This window comes from Polaribacter sp. OB-PA-B3, from assembly GCF_054589375.1.
In genome coordinates, this window is the sequence record NZ_BAAIIX010000001.1 from 840,142 (window position 1) to 863,290 (window position 23,149).

Genomic DNA, 23,149 nt, shown 5'->3' on the forward strand with positions numbered 1-23,149 from the left:
ATAATAAGCATAAATAAATGAAGAAAATAGTTTCGATATTTAGTTTTTTAATTTTGATTAGTTGTCAGAATTTTGGGCAATTAAATATAATTACAGACTTACCAAAAACGTTAAGTGAAGTTTCTGGTACAGAAATAGTACCTAAATCAGATTTAATTTGGATGATAAATGATGGTGGAAATAAACCAACTTTATTTGGCTTAAACTCGAAAGGTAAGATTAAAAAAGAAATTTATATTAAAGCTAAAAATCACGATTGGGAAGATTTAACTTCGGATGAAAACGGGACTATTTACATTGGAGATTTTGGAAACAATTTAAATAGAAGAAAAAATTTATCGATTATTATTGTTGAGCAAAATGAATTGGATGAGAAAAATGCAGAAGTAGATGAAATAGAATTTGAATATCCAGATCAAAATAAATTTCCACCTAAAAAGAAAGACCGTTATTTTGATACAGAAGCATTTTTTTACTTTAATAAGAACTTATATATTCTAACAAAAAGTAGAGTAAAAGGTAATTATGGTAAAACAACTCTATATAAAATACCTGCTAAAAAAGGAACTTACACTGCAGAAATTGTAGATGATTATGAAAACTGTAAAGATTTAGAATGTTGGATAACTTCTGCAGATATTTCTCCCAATGGAAAGAAAGTAGCACTACTATCTCAAAGAAATGTTTTAATTTTTTCTGATTTTAAAGGAGATAAATTTCTATCGGGAAAAGTTAGAAAAATAGATTTATCTCATAGGTCTCAAAAAGAAAGTATAACTTTTAAGAATAATAATACCATACTTATTTCAGACGAAAAAGCCCATGGTAAAGGTGGTAATTTGTACGAATTAAAGCTTTAGATAAAATATAGTAAACTAAACTTGTATAATATTAAAGCCCAACCTAAGCATAAAAACAAACCGCCTAAAGGAGTCACAGGACCTAAAAACTTTAATTTTTTATTTTTTGCTGATGAAATTACCAAGTCATAAATAAAAAATAAAAATAAAATTACACCGATTATAAAAGCATATACTATATAATTATCAATATTTAATTCGCTATTAAGTTTAAAGCCTAAAAAGAGCAAAACAATTGCGTGATACATTTGATATTTTACACCCGTTTCAAAGCTTTGTAATTGTTCTTCGGATAATTTCCTTTTTATTAAATGCGCTCCAAAAGCTCCAAATATTATCGCTAAAAATCCAAATAAACTTCCAAATAAAATTGCTGTATATATCATAATTTAAAAATCGAAACCTAAGCTAAAAGTTATTCTTGCGCCTTCATTACCATCAAATACTCCTACACTTGTTGTTAACATATCTGCAGCGTTTAAGAATATACCACCACCATAAGAGGTATTTGGTTTAGAAGATTTATTTATCTGTACTGTTAAAGAAGTTGGTGTACCCCATACTTTACCGTAATCAAAACCAGAGTAAATACCAATGTTTATAGGTAAAATAGCAGTTCTTAAATTACTTATATTATATCTAATATCTGTAGTGTGATAAAAAGCATTTTTACCAGTAAATCGTTCGTTTCTATAGGCTCTCATACCTTCGTTACCACCAATAGAAGCTCCTTGGTAAAATTGAAAATCGTTGCCAAAAATAAAGTGTCCATCTACTTTTGATGCCAACACAAGTTTTCCGTTAGGAATTAATTTATGTGTAATGCCTAGAGATGTGGTTGCATAAGAGAAATTACTTTTGTTACTTAAACTACTTGTAAAACCTACTAACGCATTAAATTCTACACCCAATGTTGGAAATGCAGGATTGTCTGAATGTTGATAATAATAACTAACTTCTGTGTTTAGAAAGTTTTGAGCTTTAAATAAATCGTTACTGGCAGCATATTGTGTTTCTAGAAATCTACCTTCAGTCCTTTCTATATCGTAGCTTTGAAAATTAGCAGAAGCAGTAAATCTTGCACCTAAATCACCTCTCCATTTTAAGAAAGTTCCTACTTCAAGTTTTCTAATTTTAACTCGGTTGTAATCTCTATTTACCGTTCCGCTAGGTTCTAAGTTTATAGAGTTGTTACCAAAACCAAAGAAGTTAGTTGCGTAATTTGGACTATTAAATTGTGCGTTAAAACCTAAATTAAAGCGGTCTAATATATTTGCGAATTCGCCATTATATTTTATCTCTATACCATTAGTAGCAAATACGTAATAACCTTCTATTATATGTCTTCTTGTAAAAGGGTTTCTTTCAAAACCATTTACCAAACGTGTATTTTTAATACCTAATTTAATTCCGTCATCTGGGTTGTAGCCAATTGCAGGAGAAACTAGATTACTTTTACTTCTTAATTTTTTATAATCGTACGTATTGGTTTTATAATCGTCTGTTATTTTTTTATTTACATTTTTAGTGATAAAGGTGTTTTTTTTAGTTTTGTAATCATAAACCTTTACATGTTTTTTTGATTTTATATCATAAATATCATTGTTTAACCCTCCAATTAATTTAATTTTTATTGGGTCAATTCCCGAAGAACCACTCACTACAAACCTATCATCATCATCTAAACCATATACCCAAATATCTTTGGTAACATTTTTTTTGTATCTTCTTTTGTGAAAAATATCTGCTTTTTTACCGTCTTTTATTCTGTAACCTATAATTTCTGTATCTCCGTTAACGAATCTGTTTATTTCAAACCAATCATCTTTATGAGTACCTGTTATTACTTGAAATTTATTTAAGTGACTAAAATATTTATCAGATATTTTTTGTAAGTTCTTTCTTCTACCTTTTAATTTTCTTTTGATGTCATCTATAGCGTTACCTCTAACTTCTTTGGGGAATTTAGAAAAAGCACTTTCTATAACTTCATCTGTAATTTGATTTTGAATAATTTTGACTTCTTTATCCCAATCGGCTTTGTTAGATTCTCTAATTAGCCTCATGTCTAAAGGATATGCTGATAAACTAAAATGGGCAGGATTTTTAATATCTTCTTCATAAGATCGCATACCTTTTAAAGCAGGAATGATACTTGTAATTGTATTCATTAAAAAACCATCACTAAAAACAGAAAAAGCTTGATCACGATCTCTAGGTACAGGTCTGTAGATTATTTTGCCATCTTTTTCAAAAGTTGCCCATCTCCATTGATCCTGATGTCTGTCCCAATCTCCAATTAACATATCAAATAAACGAGCTCTTATGTACGAGCCTTCATCAAGAACATATTTCTCATCTTTAGCTAAATTTTTTCTTAAATCGTCGGTACTTATTATTTCATCAGAAAAACCAAAGTATTCTTTATCTCCGTGACCGTCTGCAGTTCTTGCTTCAATCATGTATAATTCATCTCCAAAGTCAGTATTAAATTCTTTTAAAGTTTTTTGTTTGGGTACGTAAAATAAAATTGGTTTCGTATGATATACATTAATTGCTTTTGCTAATTTATCAATAGTAAAAGGCGCGTACGGATGTGATCCTGTAAAAACATCTAATAATAAATCTTCTGTGTAGGTGTTGTTAAATTGCCCTTCTACATATTGGTTTTTAAAAGCAACCGCTTGTAAATATTGCACAGCATTTTTTCTTAATGCTCGCATTACATACTCTTTACCGTCTTTATCTTCTAAACGTAAAGATTTAGATTGATGCCCGCCACCTTTTCTAACTGGTTTTAAACCGCCATACAAAGTGTCTAAGCTTACAGTAGGAGCAATTATTTTCTGACCAAAGTATTTTCGGTATCTCTTTCCCCATAAAAAATTATAGAATTTACCTTTATTTGTTTCTTTATCGGTATAAATTCCTGCTTTTTTTTCTGAAACACCCATGTTAGGAAAATTTGTAAATTCTACAATACTATCCTTTTTAAAAACATTTGCTTCAAAAACAATTTTACGTTCTTTTGCTGTATAAAAATGAACCGTAGATGCGCCGTCCTCATAAACATCTAATCTGGCAAAACCTTGTGTTCCGTAAGAAAAAATACCACCATTTACGTTTTTTGTTGCTGTTAATTTAGAACCAGAACCACTTACAATTTGTGGTATGTTGTCTTGCACAATGTATTGTATACTGTGTTCATGACCAGAAATAAACATTACTTTTTCATTCTGTTGCGCTAAACTAATAATACGTTTTCTTAATAAATTGTATTTTTCATTTTGTTGATCTGTATTTGTGACTCCAGATGTTTTTCTTAGAATATTTAAAGCAGAACCAAAAATAGGCAGAGGTTTCATGTGGCTTTTAAAAGAGTAATAACCACCATGAGGACCGTTTGTAAACATTGGATGGTGCAAAGCAACAATTGTAGTTTTACCTTGCGATTTTTTTAACATACCTTCAAATTCTTCGAAGAATTTTTCTCTAGTTTTAATTTCACAATTATCGTTAATTCCTGGGTGATTATCCCAGTTTGTAACAAACCAGTGCGTATCTACAACAATAATATTTATATCATCATTTATTTCAACCTTTTCTAGAGGACAACCTTTTTCAGGTAAAAAAGAATTTTTTCCAAGTGCTTTTTCAACTAACTTTTCTTGTCTTTTTAAGCCGTCTAAACCGCTATACCAATCATGATTACCCGGAATAAAAAAGGTTTTTCCAGGAAATTTTTTACCAATATCTGTTTGAACTTTTAAACGGTGTTTAGCTAACTCATAATTCTTAGAGTTTTCTTTTGGTATTCCTCTTTGATAAACATTATCACCTAAAAATATTAATGTAGAATTTTCCTTGGCACGTTTAATTTCTTGTTCTAAATAAGAGAGTGCAGAATCTTTTTTATTTAAATCAGAATTACCTGCGTCTCCAATCAAATAAAAAGAGTGTATTACCTTAGAGGTATCTTTTCTAGAAACATAAGTGTGATTTTCTGCTACTTGCATTTTAATGGTTGCGCAAGCAGAAATTAATACGGATAAGATTAGTAAAGTAAGTATTTGTTTGATGAAGTTCATCTTACAAAAATAACTAATTTAAAATAGAATTTTTAAAGTCTTGATAGTCTTTTTCTGTATCTATATCTAAGAATTCGGTTTTCATAATTGGAGAAATTACATTAAGATTTTCATTCAAAATCTTTTGAGCACCTGTGTCGCCAGAAATATTTTTTAAATCTTGAAAATATTTTTTATGAAATAAAGCAGGTACTCCTAATTTTTTACCATAATTAGAAGCAACAATTTTGTTTTTATTTTTATTAAATAACATAATCATGTTATTTAGATATTCTTTTTCAATTGTAGGTTGATCTCCTAAAAGAACTAAAATCCCGTCGTAATTTTGATATTGTTTTTCTATTTCAGATACTCCGTAAGAAAGACTTTCGCTTAGACCTTTTTCAAAATCTTTATTCTTAAAAAAATGTACATCAGGGCTCGATATTTCTTTTAAAATTATTTCTGAATTTGCGCCTAAAACACAATAAACCTCATCTGCTTCTATAGATTTTGCTTTGGATAAAATGTATTCAATCAAGAAATTGGTGCCTATGGTAACTAATTGTTTCGGACTCTTCATTCTTGATGATTTTCCTGCTGCTAAAACTAAGACTGCAATTTTCATTATTTCTAGTTGTTAATATTACCAAATAATTTTTTCAATGAAAAAGGTTCTTTTTTTCTAGTGACCGCTAAAATTTCTGCAATTATAGAAATTGCAATTTCTTCTGGTGTAGTTGCACCAATGTGTAAACCTGCAGGAGTGTATATTTTTTCTAGAAATTCTTCATCTAAATCTGGTACATAATCAAAAAGCTGATTAAAAAGTTTTTCTCTTCTTTTAGGGGCGCCAATTATACCAATATATTTAGGTTTAAATTTACTAAGCTTTACAAGATATTTTAAATCTTGAACAAAACTATGATTCATTAACACAATTGCGGTGTTGTCTTCAATAGAACTTAAAGTTATCGTTTCTGGTGTTGCGCCCTTTACAGAATATGCTCCTATAAAATCTAATTTCGATTTCGGATCTTTAATTGATGTTAATACTTCTACTTGCCAACCCAAATTAGCAGCAATTTCACAGAGTTTTACCGCATCGTGTTCTCCGCCAATAATTATTAATTTGAATAGCGGTTTTAATTCTTGTGAAAAAACTTTCTTGTTTTCTATTTTCTTAATATCAAAAAAACTAGAAATAGTAGCCTGTTGTAGATTTTTATATGTTATCACAGAACCAAAATTTCCTTTAACTTTATCTTCCGATATAAAATAAGAATCGATAATTATTGGTTCTCTTTTTTCAATAGCACTAAGAAACAAATTAGCAGCATTTTTGGTTATGTTAAAAGGTTCTATTAAAATGTATAAAATACCTTCGCAACCTAGTCTATACCTTCCGTCATAAGTAATTATTTTTGCAACATTGTCTTTAAAAACACTTTGCGCCCTTCTAATAATTTCTTTTTCTACACAACCACCACTTACTGCGCCAACAGAAGTATCATCGCTAGAAATTAACATTCGAACTCCAGGTTTTCTATAAGAAGACCCGTTTAAATCGACTACAGTAACCAAAACATTCTGAATGTTATTTTCTTGATTTACTAAGGCTTGTTGAAATATATTTTTAAGTTCGTGTAGCATTTAAATACTTTAATATTTTAGTTTAAATATAAAGGTTTTTTATAAAATATATTTTTTAAAAAAAATAAAGGATTGTTTCTTTTAAGAACTACAAGATAACATAGAGCAACCTACTTTATTATTGGCCCAATCGGGTCTTTTTGCAAACCATTTATTGTATTTTGGTTGATCAGCATATGGTTGTTTAAGTAATGTGTATAATTCGTCGATCAAGCTATAATCTTCATTATCTGCGGCTTCAATAGCTAATTGAGCCATATAGTTTCTTAATACATATTTCGGATTTACAGCATTCATTGCTTTTTTTCTTTCAGATGAAGAGGTAGTTTCCAAAGAAAGTCTTTTTTCGTAATCATTAAACCAAATGTCCCATTTGTCTTTGATATCTTTAGAAAGGTTGTCCAAATTATAAAATGCATCTTTAATCAAATCTATACCTGTGGTTTTATCAGAAAAATCACTTAAATTTCTAAAGAAAATAGTCATATCTGTTTCGCTAAGTTGTAAATTATCTTCTAAATTCTGAATTAATTTTAAATCCGAGTCATGTTCTAGAAAGAAACCTAACTTATTGCGCATCATTTTTAATGATTTCTTTTCAAAGTCAATTTTATATTTTTCTAAAATTTCTTCTAAAGGTTTAACTTCTTCTATGATAGGATACAAAGCATTGGCCAATTGATATAAATTCCACAAGCCAATATTTGGCTGATTACCAAAGCGGTAACGTCTATTTTCTCTGTCTGTAGTATTTGGTGTCCAGCTAAAATCGAAACCCTCTAACCAGCCATAAGGCCCATAATCTATTGTTAAACCAAGAATAGACATATTGTCTGTATTCATAACACCATGTACAAAACCAACTCTTTGCCAATTTATAATCATTTCTAAAGTTCTATTCGAAACTTCTTCGAAAAACGTAATGTAAATTTCTTTGGAAGGCTTTCCTAAGTGAGAAAAATGATGAGTTATAGTGTAATCTACAAGTTTTTTTAGGTTTTTTAAATCGTTTCTAGCGGCAAAAATTTCAAAACTACCAAACCTTAAAAACGAAGGTGAAACTCTAGTAACAATAGCTCCTTTTTCGTAAGCCGCATTACCATTGTACATAATATCTCTTAAAACAGCATCTCCAGAAACACTTAACGAGAGTGCTCTTGTGGTTGCAATACCTAAATGATACATTGCTTCGCTGCATAAATACTCTCTAATAGAAGATCTTAGTACAGCTAAACCATCTGCAGTTCTAGAGTATGGTGTTTCTCCGGCGCCTTTTAATTGTATTTTCCAATTTTTATTTTGATGTTCAATTTCAAATAAATTGATAGCTCTACCGTCGCCTAATTGTCCTGCCCAATTACCAAATTGATGTCCGGCATAACACATTGCATAAGGTTTTGTCTTCGGATAAATTTGATTACCCGTAACAATATCTCTAAAAAAATCTGTATTTAAATCTTCTTCTAAAATCCCCAGTTCAGATGCCATTTCTTTTGATGTATGCACAACTTTTGGATTTGAAGTTTTTTTAGGATTCACAAAAGAATAAGCTGCGTCTTCTACTTGTCTTCTTGTGTTTTCTAAAATCGTATCCGCTGGTAGATTATCAGTAAATTCACTTTTTATAGTAAGATTTTTCATCTAGAGATAATTATAGTTTTATACTAGTTTGTCTGCGTGTAACTGTCTTAATTTAGCTAGTTTTGGTTCTATTACAAAACTACAATAACCTTGTGTAGTATTGTTTCTATAATAATTTTGATGTTCTTCTGTAGCTTTGTAAAAAATTGGTAAAGCACTTAGTTCGGTAACAATTTTATCATCATAATAAGGCTGAATTTGTTTAAGAACTTCAGAAGCTAATGCTTTTTGTTTTTCATCATGATAAAAAATAACAGATCTGTATTGTGTGCCTCTATCGGCTCCTTGTCTATTTAAGGTTGTAGGATTGTGCGTTGTCATAAAAATAACCAAAATATCATGGTAAGTAATAATTTCTGAATTGTAAGTAATTTGAATTACTTCTGCATGACCTGTTAATCCAGAACAAATTTCTCTGTAAGTTGGTTCTCCTGGTACATTACCGCCAGCATAACCAGATACTACTTTTTCTACACCTTTTACTTCTTGAAACACAGCTTCTGTGCACCAAAAACATCCGCCACCAACGGTTGCTGTTTGTAAATTTGTACTCATTTCTAAGAATTTTCTTTTTCTAATTGCATAGATTCAGAATTAATACAATAGCGTAAACCGCTTGGTTCTGGGCCGTCAGGAAAAATATGTCCCAAATGTGCATCACAAGTATTGCATAAAACTTCTACTCTTACCATACCAAAAGAAACATCTTTATGGTATTTTATAGCGTTTACTTTAATAGGTTGTGTAAAACTTGGCCATCCAGAACTCGATTCAAATTTTATTGTAGAATCGAAAAGTGGTGTATTGCAACAAATACAATTGTATTTTCCTTCTTCATATGTAGAGCATAAATCGCCTGTATGCGGTCTTTCAGTTCCTTTTAATCTTGTAATTCTAAATTGTTCAGGAGTTAGAATTTCTTTCCACTCTAATTCAGATTTTTCCACTCTATTATCCGGACTCGGATTTCCTTTTACTGTAAAACTAATTATATCTTTCCAAGTAAGCATGTAAATGTTTCTTTCTTTTAATTGTTAAACGTCTTTTTTTAGACGAAAAATACTGCTATAGCTTACAAAACAAGAATTTTTGTTAATGCTAAAAGCAATACTTAAATTTACGACAAAAATCAATTAAAGAAAACCATTTTTAATTGTTTATTTTTGTTTAAAATTTTACCATGAGCGCATTAATTATAGAAGTAGAAAAATTTGTTTTTAGTTTTTTAAGTAAAAAAATTCACTCTAACTATGTGTACCATAACTTGGCACATACCCAAAGAGTGGTAGAAAGCGCAAAAGAAATTGCAACAAGTTTAAATGTAGAAGCAAATGCTTTAGAAAACTTAGTAATTGCTGCTTGGTTTCATGATGTTGGCTATGTAGAAGGATCTAACAATCATGAGGAAAAAAGTGTAGAAATTGCTGCAAACTTTTTAAAAGAGCATAATTTTGATAAAGACAGAATTCAAAAAGTTTCTAAAATAATTTTAGCAACAGAAATGAATTATGTTCCTAAAAATAATTTAGAAGAAATAATTAGAGATGCAGATTGTGGGCATTTAGCTTCTAAAGACTTTTTAGATTATACATCTTTGTTAAGACGAGAATGGGAATTGTCTTTGGATAAAAAATATTCTAATATAGAATGGATTGATCTTAACTTGTCATTTTTAACCCAAAAGCATAGATATTATACCGATTTTGCTTTACGAAATTGGAGTGAAGGCAAAGAGAAGAATATAGCTAAGTTATTAAAGAATAAAAAGAAAATAAAAAAAGAAAGTAAAAAATTTAAACAAAAGAAGGTAGCTTTAGATTTAAAGAAAAATAAAAGTGAAGTACCAGAAAGAGGTGTAGAAACCATGTTTCGAGTTGCACTTAGAAATCATATTACATTAAGTGATATTGCAGATACTAAGGCCAATATATTATTATCTGTAAATGCAATTATAGTTTCGTTAGCCTTGTCCAGCTTGTTGCCAAAGTTAGATAATCCATCTAATTCGCACTTGTTAATACCAACAATAATATTTATAGCTTTTACGGTTGCATCTATTGTTTTATCTATAATAGCAACTAGACCAAATGTAACAGAAGGTAAATTTACCAAACAAGATGTTGCCAATAAAAAAGTTAATTTACTTTTCTTTGGAAACTTTCATCAAATGAAATTGGAAGATTTCGAATGGGGAATTTCTGAAATGATGACAGATAGAGATTATCTTTATGGTAGTTTAACTAAAGATTTATACTTTTTAGGCTTGGTTTTAAATAGAAAATATAAAATTCTAAGATTAACTTATACCGTTTTTATGGTTGGTATTATTGTAAGTGTATTTGCTTTTGCTATTTCATTTAAATACCAATCGACAACTGTTTAAGACTCTATTTGCCTTATTAAATCGTTAAGAGTAATGGTTTTCTTTTCATCAAAATCTTTTTGATAAATTACCTCTACTCTTAATGCTTTTAGCCCAGAAACACCCTGTAAATCTTCTAACTCTAAAAACTCAATTTTACCCAATTGTTTTCTAGATTGCAAGAAGTTTATGTATTTAATATATTCTAAGGCATCTTTATCTTGAGAATATATAATTGCAATTTTACCAGGTTGTGTTACTCTTTCTTCTGTATTTTTAATATTAGCTTTATCTATTCTTTTCTTAATAATTTCATATCTAATATTGTAAGCACCGTCAACATCAAACTGCTTTTCGTCCATTCTAAATTTAATAGCCATAGGATTACTATGCACTAAAATTAAAGACGCAACTCTTAAGTTATGTGGCATTGTATCTACTAACGTATATGCAATGTTTTCCATTTCGCACATTGTTTGTAATTGCCACAAGCGTAAATTGTAAAGGTATATATTGTCGAAAGAATTCTTTTTAGTGATAGATTCACCGATATACATATTAAACTCTACACCATCAGTTTTGTATCTTTCAAAATAATGAGGATACATTTTTTGTGCATCCTTTTGCTTTTTATCGATGTATTTAGCTAGTTTTTCGTTGATAAGATTTACGCTCTTTTCGTAGTCTTTTCTTTTTTCATAAACAACGTTTAAATCTTTATCTAAGCGATTCATATAGATATCAACTTTTTTAGCTAATTTCTTATCAATTTCTTTGATATGATTAAAAACAGGATAAATTTCTCGCTGTAAAAAGTCTAAAATATTAATTTCATCACCAGCATTTAAATCTTGCTTAACATCTCTTAAAAATGTTGATACACGATACATTAACTCGTTATAAATTGGCAATTTTTCTGTTTTGCAAGCATCTTTTAAAACAGAAATTGCTAAAGTTAATTGCGTTATCAAATCTTCTTTTATTGCTACGTTTCTTGCGTCAGAAGAACCTTTAATATCACTTTGACCAAATAATGGATACACATCTTTAAACACAATTTCGTCTAACTTTGCATTGTCATTAGTTTGAAATTCTGTGTGATACTTCTCTGCAGCTTCATAAAAACGCCACTTTACAGATTCGTGAATAGAAGTATAGTTTTCTTGAATTGTTGCTTCTAAAACATTTTGTCTTTCTTCTGAAGTTCTTTTTACGGCAGCTTCAAAAACAGGAATAATGTCTTTTAGCTTATTAATGTTTACCGAGTTTAAATCATAAGCATTAGGAGACGCAATTTCTAATAATGCCAAATCGCCACTTTTAGTAGCTTTAATTGGTATTAAAATAATACTTTGAATTCCGCCATCATATAAATTATGATAAAAAGGGTTTTTATCTGTAGCTTTACCATATTCTTCGATATCAGAAATGATAAAAGTCTCATGATTTACAAAAACTTTTTGCATTACTTCTTCACAAAAGTAATTTGAAGAACAATTAATTTCTTCTTTATTATTTAAAATAATACTATTCGATTTGTTTACGATTGTTTCACACAACTTATCGTTTAAATTATCGAATATAGAATAACCTAATTTTAAATCTTTAATAGCGTAAAAATCTCTTAAATTATTTTGAAGTTTAAAAATTAAACTATCATCACTAGCCAATAAATTTGCCTTTATAGAAGACAACATCTCTTCTGATGTAACATCGAAAAGGTTGATAAGTCCAAATCCTTTAAAAATATAACTATTTGGAGGAAACTTCTCTTTCCAAAGGTCTATATTATCAAAGTTATTTAATAATTCTCTATAATCTTCATTAGTGATTTTAGGTGCAGTTTCTGTGGGTGTAATCTCAGAAAAGTCACCGTTAAAAGCGGCTCTATAATATTTCATGGTACCAGTAGTTTTATCTGGTATATCAAAATAAAAAGGTCTTTTTAAATCTATTTTATAACCGTAGACAAATCCTAAAATAAATGTACAAGCTAAGATATACATGCTTTCATCTTGAAAGTTTCTTACTGTAAGCTCATAATCTTCGCCTGCGTTGTTTAAGATATTTTGAAAACGATCTGTAAATTTAAATGAAGTAAAAGAAAAAGGGATACTTGCTGCTTTAATTTCATTTAAAAGTAAAGGTTCTGGAAATAAAGGGTTTAAAAGTAACTCTATTTCCTCTTCATATTTGTCTAAAAGTGAATAATCTGAAAAACCATCGTTTAGTTCTGGATGCTGTTTAAATAGTTTTACCATTTCTAAAGCAGAACTATAAAACGGATGCCCCTTATAAGATTTGTGGGTGTATTTTTCATAAAGATGATAAACCTTTCTAAAAGAAATGTTTAGTTGTAGAGGTAGTTCTACGCCGGTTTCTATATTAGATTTTATGATTTTCATCTTTTAAATTTAGGGTGTAAATTTACAAAATTGTACTTATATGGTCGTTTAGAACAACAATAACTTTCTATGTTTACTCTTAAAGATATAAAAAAATAGCTAAGTTGTCTTTAATAATTTATTGTTAAATTATTATAATAAGCTTTAAAGTAAGTGTTTAATTATTTTTGTCTAAAATAAATTGTAATAGGGACACCAGAAAAATCATATAAATCTCTTAATTTATTTTCTAAGAATCTTTTATACGGATCTCTTACATATTGTGGCAAATTACAAAAGAATGCAAATTGCGGAGTAGGAGTTGGCAACTGCATGCAGTACTTTATTTTTACAAATTTTCCTTTAATTGCAGGTGGCGGATAACTTTTAACAATGTCTAACATGGCATCGTTTAGTTTACTTGTAGGAATTTTAAATTTACGTTTTTCGAAAACTTCTACAGCCGTTTCAATTGCTTTAAATAAACGTTGTTTTGTTAGTGCAGAAATAAATACAATTGGTACATCTGTAAATGGTTCGATTTGTTTTCTAACCATTGCTTCAAAATCTCGCATCGTATTAGTTTCCTTCTCAATTAAATCCCATTTATTAATTAAGATAACCACACCTTTTCTGTTTTTTTCTGCTAACCAAAAAATATTTTGATCTTGACCTTCAAAACCACGAGTAGCATCTACTACTAAAACAATAACATCAGAATATTCTATAGATCTTACAGCTCTCATTACAGAATAAAACTCTAAGTCTTCTTTAACTTTAGATTTTTTTCTGATTCCGGCAGTATCTACAAGATTAAAATCGAAACCAAATCTATTATATTTTGTATCAATAGAGTCTCTAGTTGTACCTGCAATGTTGGTAACTATATTTCTGTCTTTACCAATTAATGCGTTTATAAATGATGATTTACCTGCATTTGGTCTACCAACTACGGCAAATCTTGGTAATTCTTCTTTTTCTAAATCAACTTCTTCTGGTTCTGGCATTTTTTCTGTAATGGCATCTAAAATATCTCCGGTACCACTACCATTAATAGAAGAAATTGTATGATAATCTCCTAAACCTAAGTTATAAAACTCTACAGCATCTGCATCTCGCATTGCATTGTCTACCTTGTTAACTGTTAAGAAAATAGGTTTTTTAACTTTACGTAAAAGCTTTGCAACTTCAGCATCCATAGGTGTTATACCTTCTTCTACATCTACAACAAATACAATAATATCTGCTTCTTCTATGGCTAAAGCAACTTGTTTTCTAATTTCTTCTTCAAAAATATCATCAGAACCAATAGTGTAACCACCTGTATCTATAACAGAAAATTCTTTTCCGTTCCAGTCAGATTTTCCATAATGTCTATCACGTGTAACTCCACTTACAGAATCTACAATTGCTTCTCTTCTTTGTACAAGTCTATTAAAAAGCGTCGACTTTCCTACATTTGGTCTTCCTACAATGGCAACAATACTATTCATTTTGAATTCTAATTTTTTGCAAAGATACAATTTAAGGTTGTAAGAAAGATACTAAAAAAAGAAGTCTTTAAAAAACAAAAAACCAGCAAGTTAAATTGCTGGTTTTATTTTAATTAAAAGTTGTAATTAGTTGTTTTGATAAATAGTAACAGTTCCGCTGTCTTCATTAGAAACTACTAATAAATCTTTACCGTTTGGGCTATCTTCTGATTTTATGACTAATAACCCTTCCGGAGCTTCATCACCAGCATTAGAAAGTATCTGTAAAAACTCTGGAGCATTTGGGTTTGTAATATCATACACCATAACTTGATCGTTTCTTTCTAAACCAACAAATAAAATATAACGTTGATTGCCTATGTTTAAAACTTCTACACTTTCTGGTTCTGCACCTTTATCATCACTTCTTTTATCATCATCGTTAAATCTATCTGTAGTTAATGCTAAAGTTTGAGTTGCGATGTTGTTGCCCGAATCATATACAAGATTTCCGTTGTCAGACCAAATACTAAAAGATCTTGCGCCATAACTATATAATTCTTCAACCTTACCATCGTTATTTATGTCACCCAAAGTTGTAGTAGTTTTTAAGCGACCAAGATTAATTTCATTTAAATAATCTTTATCTGCGTCAAACACAGTTTCGTCTAAAGTTAAATCATCCATTCTAACTTCTTCGCTAAATCCGTCGTAATCTCTTGCATCACCTTCATTTGCAGAAATAATGTATTCTATTCCGTTAATTTTAATATATACAATTGCATCAGGCATATAAATACCTTTAACTGGCCAAGATTTTAATTCTTTTACATCATCTTTATCACTTGCATCGAAAGAGTTGTTTGCTAAAGAGTAATCTTTAAAACCTAAAGGATAAATGGCTTCGATAGTTTTTGTTTGCAAATTAATTTTTGCAATTCCGTTATTTTCTTGTAAAGAAACCCAAGCAGTTTTAGAATCTTCTGAAATTGCTACATATTCTGGTTCTACATCTTTAGCCAAATCTGCATTTGGTCCAAAAACTCTAAAACCTTCACTTTCTAAAGCCGCTTCTTGAGCGTTAAAAGCAGTAAAATTTAAAGTTGTAACGACATCATTTTCTAGGTTGATGATACTTACACTTCCTTCTGGGTCTACAGTATAATCATCATTTGGTTCGCCTTCATTTGCAGAAACAAGTATTTTTCCGTCTGGAGAAAAAGTAACCATATCTGGCAAAGAGCCTACAGTATATTGCTTTAATAAAGAATTATCTGCAGTATTGTAAAGTAAAATTTTACCAGGATTTTGTTTAACGTTATCTTCTACTGCAATTGCTAATTGTCCTTCAAAAATGGCAACACTGTTAGGTGCGCCGTAAGCATTTAAATCTATAGAGTTTTCTTTAACAGGAGCGTCTAAATCTGAAATATCATGAATAGAAATCTCATTTAAATCTACATTTACGGTAAAAAGTTTTTTCGATATTTTATCATACGCTGTAATTTCTGACGCACCTTCACCACCAACTTTAATAGTTGTTTTTTGTGTAAAGTTAACCGAAGTATTTATAGGTGTTTCAACGGGTTCTGCATCATCTTGACAGCTAAATGTAAATGCCAATAATGAGAATAAAGTAATTTTTTGTAAAGTTTTCATTGTTTGATTTTTAGTTTTTGCAAAAATCAACTCAAAAACTAAAAATTGTGTTAAATGAAATATAAGTAAATATTAGATTTTACAGCGGTTTGTAAATTAATTGTTTTCTAATTTTAGAAAACAGGTTTTTATTGTTAAGTAAACGTAATCTTATTTTTGATTGTATCCGAACCGTTTTAGTTGTGTTTTATCGCTACGCCAGTTTTTATTAACCTTAACGTATAGTTCTATAAAAACTTTTTTCATAAAAAATTTTTCTAGATCTTTTCTGGCTTCTGCGCCAACTCTTTTAATTGCAGAGCCTTTGTGTCCTATAATTATTCCTTTTTGAGTTTCTCTCTCTACCATAATTACAGATCTAATTCTAACAATATTTTCTTCTTCTATAAACTCTTCTGTTTCTACTTCTACAGAATACGGAATTTCTTTTTTGTAATGAATTAATATCTTTTCCCTAATTTTTTCATTTACAAAAAAACGTTCTGGTTTATCGGTTAATTGATCTTTCGGATAAAATGGAGGACCTTCTGGTAAAAGCTCTTTAATTTTATTAAAAACTGCAGCAACATTAAACTTTTCTAAAGCAGAAATTACAAAAACTTCTGCATTGGGTACTTTTTCTCGCCAATATTTTATTTTTTCTTCGACATCCTCTTGAGATGATTTATCAATTTTATTTAATAAAAGAAAGACAGGTATTTCACTATTGATTATTTTATTGAAGAAAGCTTCATTCTTTAATTCTTTTTCTCCAATTTCTACCATATAAATTAAAATATCGGCATCTTCAAAAGCAGATTTTACAAAATCCATCATCGAAGATTGAAGCTCATAAGCTGGTTTTAAGATTCCTGGCGTATCAGAGAACACAATTTGATGCTCTTCATCATTAACAATACCCAAAATACGATGCCTAGTAGTTTGAGCCTTCGGGGTTATTATTGATAGTTTTTCTCCTACCAAAGCATTCATTAATGTTGATTTTCCTACGTTAGGATTTCCTATGATGTTTACAAAACCTGCTTTATGTGTCATAATGCAAAGATAAATAGATTTTATATTGGATTAGAATTTAGAGGATTAAAAAAAGATTAAAATTTTTTTAATAAAAGTTTGGTCAGAACTTTAAATATGTTGTATATTTGCAACCCGGAAATAACGTGTCGAGTTTATGAGTCGAAAGTTTAAAGCTAAGTCGTTTTTCTGAAATCACAACGCGGGATAGAGCAGTAGGTAGCTCGTCGGGCTCATAACCCGAAGGTCACTGGTTCGAGTCCAGTTCCCGCTACTAGGTTAACACCAATGAAATCAACGGTTCGTGTCTCACGAACCGTTTTTTTATGTCCTTAAATTTCTTACTTTTACTTGCCGTACACGAAAACGTACACGGTTTGCCTATGAAATTGAATAAATTGTAATTCAACGAAAAGATTTCATAGATATTGAAGAAAGGTTTAGTCAGGATTTTAAGAGAAAGTTAGAACAACTTTAAAAACAAGCAAGTTTATTATTAAATCAATTTGAGTTTTCAATATCTGTATAATTTTTAAAACCTAAATTTTTCCAATTCTTTTCCAATTAAAATAGGTTATATTGATATGAAAAAAGTTTTTTTACATCTTGTAAAGGTTTAGATGAAAATTTAAAAAATAGTTTGACAGAGTATGAGGTTTTATCAACTGGAGGTGAAGATGAGAATGATCCAAGTGAAGAAGAAAACCCAACTAATGGTGGTTAGAGATTTTAAATATTTATAGTACATTAGAGGGATGAAACAAGTAAAAGTAGCATTCCTCTTTTTTGTTTTATTTTCATTTTTATCATGTGAAAATCAAGGTGGTAAATTAGAGAATGATTTAAAACAAAAATCCTTAGCAAAAGAATTCTTTAAAAGTGTAGATTATAAAAATTCAAGTAATGCCAAAAGATTAGAAAAGTTAAAAATATTTATTTCTGATAATAAGTTAAATTCAGCTGATAAGTATTTGATGTATAATAATATCAGCTATTTATTGGGTAAATTAAACAAAATAGACAGTGCAATATTTTATTCAAAAAAAATGTTGAGACTGCCTAATGTAGAAAATGATGCAAATCTAAAAGGTAAAGTTTATTTTAAGCTAGGGATTTATCAATATAAAAAAAACGCACAGGATAGTTCTTATTTTTTCTATACTAAATCTAAAAATGAGTTTTTAAAATTAAAGGATAGCATATCTGTAGGTAAAAGCTTATCTAATTTAGCAATAATAGAATCAGATTTTGGAAGCTATTCTTTAAGCGACTCTTTGGCTGTAGAATCTTTAAAGTTTTTTAATGGGAAAGAACTAATCACAATGGCTTCTAGTTTAAATTGTTTAGCCATTAATGCAAAAAAAAGATCATTATATAACGAAGCTATTGCTTATTATATTTCTGCTTTGAAAATTACCACAAGAAAAAGCTCTAAAATTAGGTTTAGAAATAATTTAGCGATTGCATACAAAGAGTTAAAGAATTATAAAAAAGCGATTTTAATTTTTGAAGAGTTGTTGAAAGATACTATTAAAAGTCAAAAAACAAAGACAAGAGTTATAGATAATTTAGCACATGTAAAGTGGTTAGAAAATTCAGATGTAAATGTATTAAAAGAATTGTTGTTGGCTAATTCTAAAAAACTACAACTTAAAGATAATTATGGTTTAATAGCAAGTTACAGTCATTTATCCGATTATTTTCAAGAAAAAAATAGAAAAAAATCATTACAATATGCTATTGAAATGTATAAAATTTCAAGAAAAGTAAAAAGCATTCAAGATGTTTTAGAGGCTATAGATAAGATTGTAGATAGACAGCCGCCTGAAAAAGCTATTAAATATTATAAAGAAAGTATTTATTTAAGAGATAGTTTACAAGAAGCAGAGACTAAAAGACAGTTTAGGTTTGCTAAAATTAAATATAATTACGAAGATGAAGAAAAGCAAAAAGAAAAGTTTAGAAATCTAGCGATTAAAAATGAATTAAAAGTAGAAAAAGAGAATAACCAAAAGAAAAACAGTATAATTATCGGAATTCTTTTAATTTCTGGTCTGTTGTTTTTAATATATAGACGAAAACAATTACATAAAAAAAGAGTTTTACAAGAGAGTTATAATACTGAAACAAGAATAGCTAAGAGATTACATGATGAATTGGGTAATGATGTTTTTAATACGCTTGTAAAAGTACAAAACCCAAAGATCGATACAGCAGAGATTATAGATGATTTAGATAAAATCTACCATCAAACACGATCTATTTCACATGAAAATAACGCTATTAAAACTGGAGATAAATTTGAAAGTTATTTTAGACATTTAGTAGCAAGTTATAATACAAATGATTGTAAGATTATTATAAAAGGATTATCTGATATTCATCTAAACAACCTAGCTGCTGAAAAGCAAATTGTGGTTTACAGAATATTTAATGAACTTTTTGTAAATATGAAGAAGCATAGTAAAGCTAGCTTGGTAATGTTGACTTTTACAAAAAAGAATACTCGCATAGAAATGAGTTATTTTGATAACGGAATTGGTTTTGAAAAAGATAGTATTGTTCAAAAAAATGGACTTAAAAATATGGAAACCCGTATAAAAACTATTAATGGAACTATTAATTTTGAAAACAAACCAAATAAAGGATTAAAAGTTAGTATTCGTTTTAAAAGTTAAAAATGTTTGAGAAAGTTTTAGTTGTAGAAGATTTTGATGTTATAAATAGCGGTATTAAAATAGCTTTAGATGAAATAGGGATAACTAATGTAGATTATATTTCTTATTGTGATGAAGCTTTTTTAAAAATTAAAAACGCTTTTTTAAAAGGAGAACCTTACGAATTAATTATTTCAGATTTATCTTTTGAAAACGATGGTACACCTCAAAAATTAAAATCCGGAGAAGAATTGATAACCAAAATTAGAGAAGAATTTATTGATTTAAAAATTATAGTTTTTTCTGTAGAAGATAAACCTTATACAATACAAAATTTATATAAAAATTTAAAGATCCAAAGTTACATCTGGAAAAATAGAAACGGATTAAAAGAATTAAAAAAAGCAATTTATAACACTTCTATTTCTAATGAATTCTACATCTCTCCTGAGTTACAAACTACAATTCATCCTAAAAAAGCTGTAGAAATTACAAATTATGATATTTCTTTGATTAAATACCTTTCGCAAGGTTTTTTACAAGAAGTGATTAGTAAAAAATTAAAAGAAAAAGGAATAACGCCTTCAAGCACAAGTGCTATAGAAAAAAGATTAAAGTTTTTAAAAGAACATTTTAATGCCAATAACCCTGCACATTTAGTTGCAATAGCTAAAGATTTTGGATTGATATAAAATTTTTTATAAATAAACTGCTAAGACTACGGGGTTCCAGAGTCTTCTTTTTGGGGAGGAACATATTTTGGAATAATTAATTCAATTTGAAACTATTGAAAATGAAAAGGTGCTAGTTAAAAGCCTTACGGAATTTCATAAGGCTTTATTAAAAAATTATAATTAATAAATAGAGATAGCAATAATCTCTAATAGGTTTTATTAAATTATATTCAAATAATTTTCTTAGATAAAAAAGACTATAATACTTTGTTTAGCAATGTTATTATAATAATCACCTTTTTTAAAAGACATTCCACAATTTTGTTTAATTGTTAAAGTTAGGGGGTGTATATTTTTTGTTTTGATATAAGTGATTTCATTAACCCAGAGTTGCTTTAGTCAAGTAGGAACGTGGTCTTTTACCAGATTCTTATATTTCTAGCACATTTGATTAGAGTTTGTTATTGTGATATAATTTTTAGTTTATGGAATGTAAAAATTATTTTGTCTAAGGAAGCGACAGAACTTGTCCGCTCCTGTGATTAGTATAATATTCACAATAATTAATATCCTGTAGAAAGTCTTATTGAAACTAAAGTTCTTCAATCTTCTCTTTTAGCTTTCTTTTAGCCAGTGTTCATTTTTTTGTATCATAAGTGACTATAATCAATTGCTTAATTTTAGCTACCTTATTACAGGTAAGTTGTCGATTATATGTGACCTAACAGTCTCCTTTTTTCTTAGTGGTACGTAGTTTCATGCTTAACTTTGTGGGCACATACCAAACTGAAAATACTTAAGGATTTTCATAATTAAGCTAGAACAAGAAATTATTTCTATATTTCCAATGTGTTTTTATACAGCCAAATCATCATGTTTAATTTTTTTATAATTATTTTCTTTTTGTTTTAACAAAGCAAATCCAAAAGTTAGAACTCCAACTCTTCCAATAAACATTAAAATAATTATTAATATTTTTCCAATGTTAGATAATTCTCCTGTAATTCCTGTGCTTAATCCAACAGTTCCCAAAGCGGATGCTACTTCAAATAATATGCTGTCAAATGAAAAGTTTTCAAAGTAAGAAAGTAAAAATGAAAACAAGAAAATTAAACTCGTGTAAAGCATAAAAGTAGATGTCGCAACATATATTCTCTCAAATGGAATGAGACGGTTTAAAAATGTAATTTTTTTCTGACCTAACAGTCGGCTTTTCAATATCGACAGCATTGCCGTTAATGTCGTTATTTTCATTCCTCCAGCTGTTCCAGAAGGAGAAGCTCCTATATACATTAAAAAGGTTACTAGTAGTAATATTGGCAAGGATAATTCACCGATAGGTATTGTGTTAAACCCAACTGTTGTCATAGCTGACATTGCTTGGAAGAATGAGATCATAAGTGAACTATTCGAACCGGTAATAGAGGATGATTCTGTTGTGTAAATGAGTAAAGTTCCTAAAAAAAGTAAAAACAAAAACCCATAGATAATGATTTTCGTTGTGAACGAAATTTCTTTTGATTTACCTCTAATTCGATACCACAAATCTGTAATTACAATAAAACCCAAAGAGCCAGAAATTGCTAATACAGAAATAATTGTGTTTATAAAAGTATTGTCTTGATAGCTTTCGAAACCAGTATTAAACAATCCAAAACCAGCTGTACAAAACGATGAAATACTATGAAAAATTGAAAACCAAATTGCTTTTAAATTCCCCATTCCAGAATTGGTAAAGGCAAAGTAGAAAAGTATAGCTCCAATAGTTTCCATTATTAAGGTAAAAACAATAACGCTTTTGATAAAATCTTTTACCTGAATTGTATTTGGTAAAGTAAATTCTGCACCTATTAATTTACTATGCCAATGCGTTATTTTATTGGTAGTAAATAATAAATAGTATGTAGTTAGCGTCATATATCCAATTCCGCCAATTTGTATTAAAGCCATAATAACAAATTGACCGAAAAAATTATAGGAATCGAAAACGCTTATTGTAACGAGTCCAGTAGTTGAAATGGCTGAAGTCGAAATAAACAAATTATCTAAAAAGTATATGTCGGTTTTGTGAAATAAAGGAATAGATAGTAAAATAAATCCAATTAGCGTGTATAAAAAGAATCCCCACACTAAATTCATTTGAGGCGATTTACTAATCTGGAATTTTCGGTACCAATTAGATATTTTCTTGTATGTTTTACTTTCCATCCTTTATATTCAATTTCTTGTTTTTAAATGACACACAACGTATTTATGTTATGCAACTGACTTTTTTAAATTAAAAATAAACAATATTTTGTACAACGTATTGTAATAAGCGTTTTAAATTTTCAAATTTCTCTTACATTGATTGAAATGTGATTTTTTTTAAATTATTTAGATTTTTTTATTTTGGTTTTAAGCAAGATTATTCCATTTTAGTTTTTCATAATTAGAATCAGTTCAGAACACATAGTAAATTCAGAGTTTGTTTAAAAATTCCGCAAAGAACTTAATTCGACAAACTGGCTAAATTCCCATAAAGAATTTTCACGAGCGAGAGAGGGTTCCAGTTTTTCTTTTTAATATTTACTCAAAAAAATCATTGTTTTAAACGACTTTTTTTATAGAGTCTGAGTGGCTTCCGCTATGTCTTGTCCTGAAATATGGCTACAGGTTAAAATTGAATTAAGCTGATAATTTATATACCATATTTGGTGTTTTATA

General features: G+C 28.9%; 16 protein-coding genes and 1 tRNA gene. 5 read left to right on the forward strand and 12 right to left on the reverse strand.

Annotated elements, in window-relative coordinates; translation table 11 throughout:
* The first annotated feature begins 17 nt into the window (after positions 1-17).
* Positions 18-860 carry a hypothetical protein gene (locus ACYPV9_RS03585; protein ID WP_299061866.1) on the forward strand — a complete coding sequence of 281 codons (843 nt, stop codon included), beginning with the start codon at positions 18-20 and terminating at the stop codon, positions 858-860.
* Here ACYPV9_RS03585 and ACYPV9_RS03590 read toward each other — a convergent pair.
* The 7 genes from ACYPV9_RS03590 to msrB form a co-directional block, all read right to left on the reverse strand.
* Entirely contained in the window at positions 857-1,246 is a 390-nt protein-coding gene (locus tag ACYPV9_RS03590; RefSeq protein WP_459741625.1) for a DUF423 domain-containing protein, read from the reverse strand. The two genes, ACYPV9_RS03585 and ACYPV9_RS03590, sit on opposite strands and share 4 nt — an antisense overlap.
* 3 nt (positions 1,247-1,249) lie before the next feature.
* A complete protein-coding gene (locus ACYPV9_RS03595) occupies positions 1,250-4,948 on the reverse strand; it encodes a metallophosphoesterase (RefSeq protein WP_459741627.1) in 3,699 nt (1,232 codons plus the stop codon).
* A 13-nt stretch (positions 4,949-4,961) separates the two neighbouring features.
* The gene (locus ACYPV9_RS03600; RefSeq protein ID WP_459741629.1) at positions 4,962-5,555 is read right to left on the reverse strand and encodes a nucleotidyltransferase family protein; all 594 of its coding nucleotides are present in this window, start codon (positions 5,553-5,555) and stop codon (positions 4,962-4,964) included.
* A 5-nt stretch (positions 5,556-5,560) separates the two neighbouring features.
* The gene (locus ACYPV9_RS03605) at positions 5,561-6,580 is read right to left on the reverse strand and encodes an XdhC family protein (protein ID WP_459741632.1); all 1,020 of its coding nucleotides are present in this window, start codon (positions 6,578-6,580) and stop codon (positions 5,561-5,563) included.
* Positions 6,581-6,661: 81 nt separating this feature from the next.
* Positions 6,662-8,221 (reverse strand): protein adenylyltransferase SelO, encoded by a 1,560-nt coding sequence (locus ACYPV9_RS03610; protein ID WP_459741634.1) that lies wholly within the window; start codon positions 8,219-8,221, stop codon positions 6,662-6,664.
* 18 nt (positions 8,222-8,239) lie between these two features.
* On the reverse strand, positions 8,240-8,776 hold the full coding sequence (gene msrA / locus ACYPV9_RS03615; RefSeq protein WP_459741636.1) for a peptide-methionine (S)-S-oxide reductase MsrA: 537 nt from the start codon (positions 8,774-8,776) through the stop codon (positions 8,240-8,242).
* Between the two features lie 2 nt (positions 8,777-8,778).
* Positions 8,779-9,231: a peptide-methionine (R)-S-oxide reductase MsrB gene (gene msrB, locus ACYPV9_RS03620; RefSeq protein WP_299061846.1), complete on the reverse strand. Its 453-nt coding sequence runs from the start codon at positions 9,229-9,231 to the stop codon at positions 8,779-8,781.
* 170 nt (positions 9,232-9,401) lie between these two features.
* Between msrB and ACYPV9_RS03625 the strand changes: the two genes are divergently transcribed.
* Positions 9,402-10,604 (forward strand): Pycsar system effector family protein, encoded by a 1,203-nt coding sequence (locus ACYPV9_RS03625; protein WP_459741639.1) that lies wholly within the window; start codon positions 9,402-9,404, stop codon positions 10,602-10,604.
* Here the strand turns inward: ACYPV9_RS03625 and ACYPV9_RS03630 are convergent.
* The 4 genes from ACYPV9_RS03630 to era all read right to left on the reverse strand — a co-directional run bounded on the left by ACYPV9_RS03630 (position 10,601) and on the right by era (position 17,133).
* A complete protein-coding gene (locus tag ACYPV9_RS03630) occupies positions 10,601-12,988 on the reverse strand; it encodes a GAF domain-containing protein (protein WP_459741641.1) in 2,388 nt (795 codons plus the stop codon). The genes ACYPV9_RS03625 and ACYPV9_RS03630 overlap by 4 nt on opposite strands.
* A gap of 161 nt (positions 12,989-13,149) precedes the next feature.
* Entirely contained in the window at positions 13,150-14,460 is a 1,311-nt protein-coding gene (der, locus tag ACYPV9_RS03635) for a ribosome biogenesis GTPase Der (protein ID WP_079737345.1), read from the reverse strand.
* A gap of 126 nt (positions 14,461-14,586) precedes the next feature.
* Positions 14,587-16,098, reverse strand: coding sequence for a choice-of-anchor I family protein (locus tag ACYPV9_RS03640; RefSeq protein WP_459741644.1), 1,512 nt, complete (start codon positions 16,096-16,098; stop codon positions 14,587-14,589).
* 150 nt (positions 16,099-16,248) lie between these two features.
* Complete coding sequence (gene era, locus ACYPV9_RS03645; RefSeq protein ID WP_459741645.1) at positions 16,249-17,133, reverse strand: GTPase Era; 885 nt, start codon at positions 17,131-17,133, stop codon at positions 16,249-16,251.
* Between the two features lie 180 nt (positions 17,134-17,313).
* Between era and ACYPV9_RS03650 the strand changes: the two genes are divergently transcribed.
* The 3 genes from ACYPV9_RS03650 to ACYPV9_RS03660 all read left to right on the forward strand — a co-directional run bounded on the left by ACYPV9_RS03650 (position 17,314) and on the right by ACYPV9_RS03660 (position 20,461).
* A tRNA-Met gene (locus ACYPV9_RS03650) sits at positions 17,314-17,386 on the forward strand.
* A 481-nt stretch (positions 17,387-17,867) separates the two neighbouring features.
* Positions 17,868-19,790: a hypothetical protein gene (locus ACYPV9_RS03655; protein WP_459741646.1), complete on the forward strand. Its 1,923-nt coding sequence runs from the start codon at positions 17,868-17,870 to the stop codon at positions 19,788-19,790.
* A 2-nt stretch (positions 19,791-19,792) separates the two neighbouring features.
* Positions 19,793-20,461, forward strand: coding sequence for a response regulator transcription factor (locus tag ACYPV9_RS03660; protein WP_299061818.1), 669 nt, complete (start codon positions 19,793-19,795; stop codon positions 20,459-20,461).
* A gap of 837 nt (positions 20,462-21,298) precedes the next feature.
* On the opposite strand, the gene ACYPV9_RS03665 is transcribed toward ACYPV9_RS03660, so the two are convergent.
* The gene (locus tag ACYPV9_RS03665; protein ID WP_459741649.1) at positions 21,299-22,651 is read right to left on the reverse strand and encodes a TrkH family potassium uptake protein; all 1,353 of its coding nucleotides are present in this window, start codon (positions 22,649-22,651) and stop codon (positions 21,299-21,301) included.
* Between the last annotated feature and the right edge of the window lie 498 nt (positions 22,652-23,149).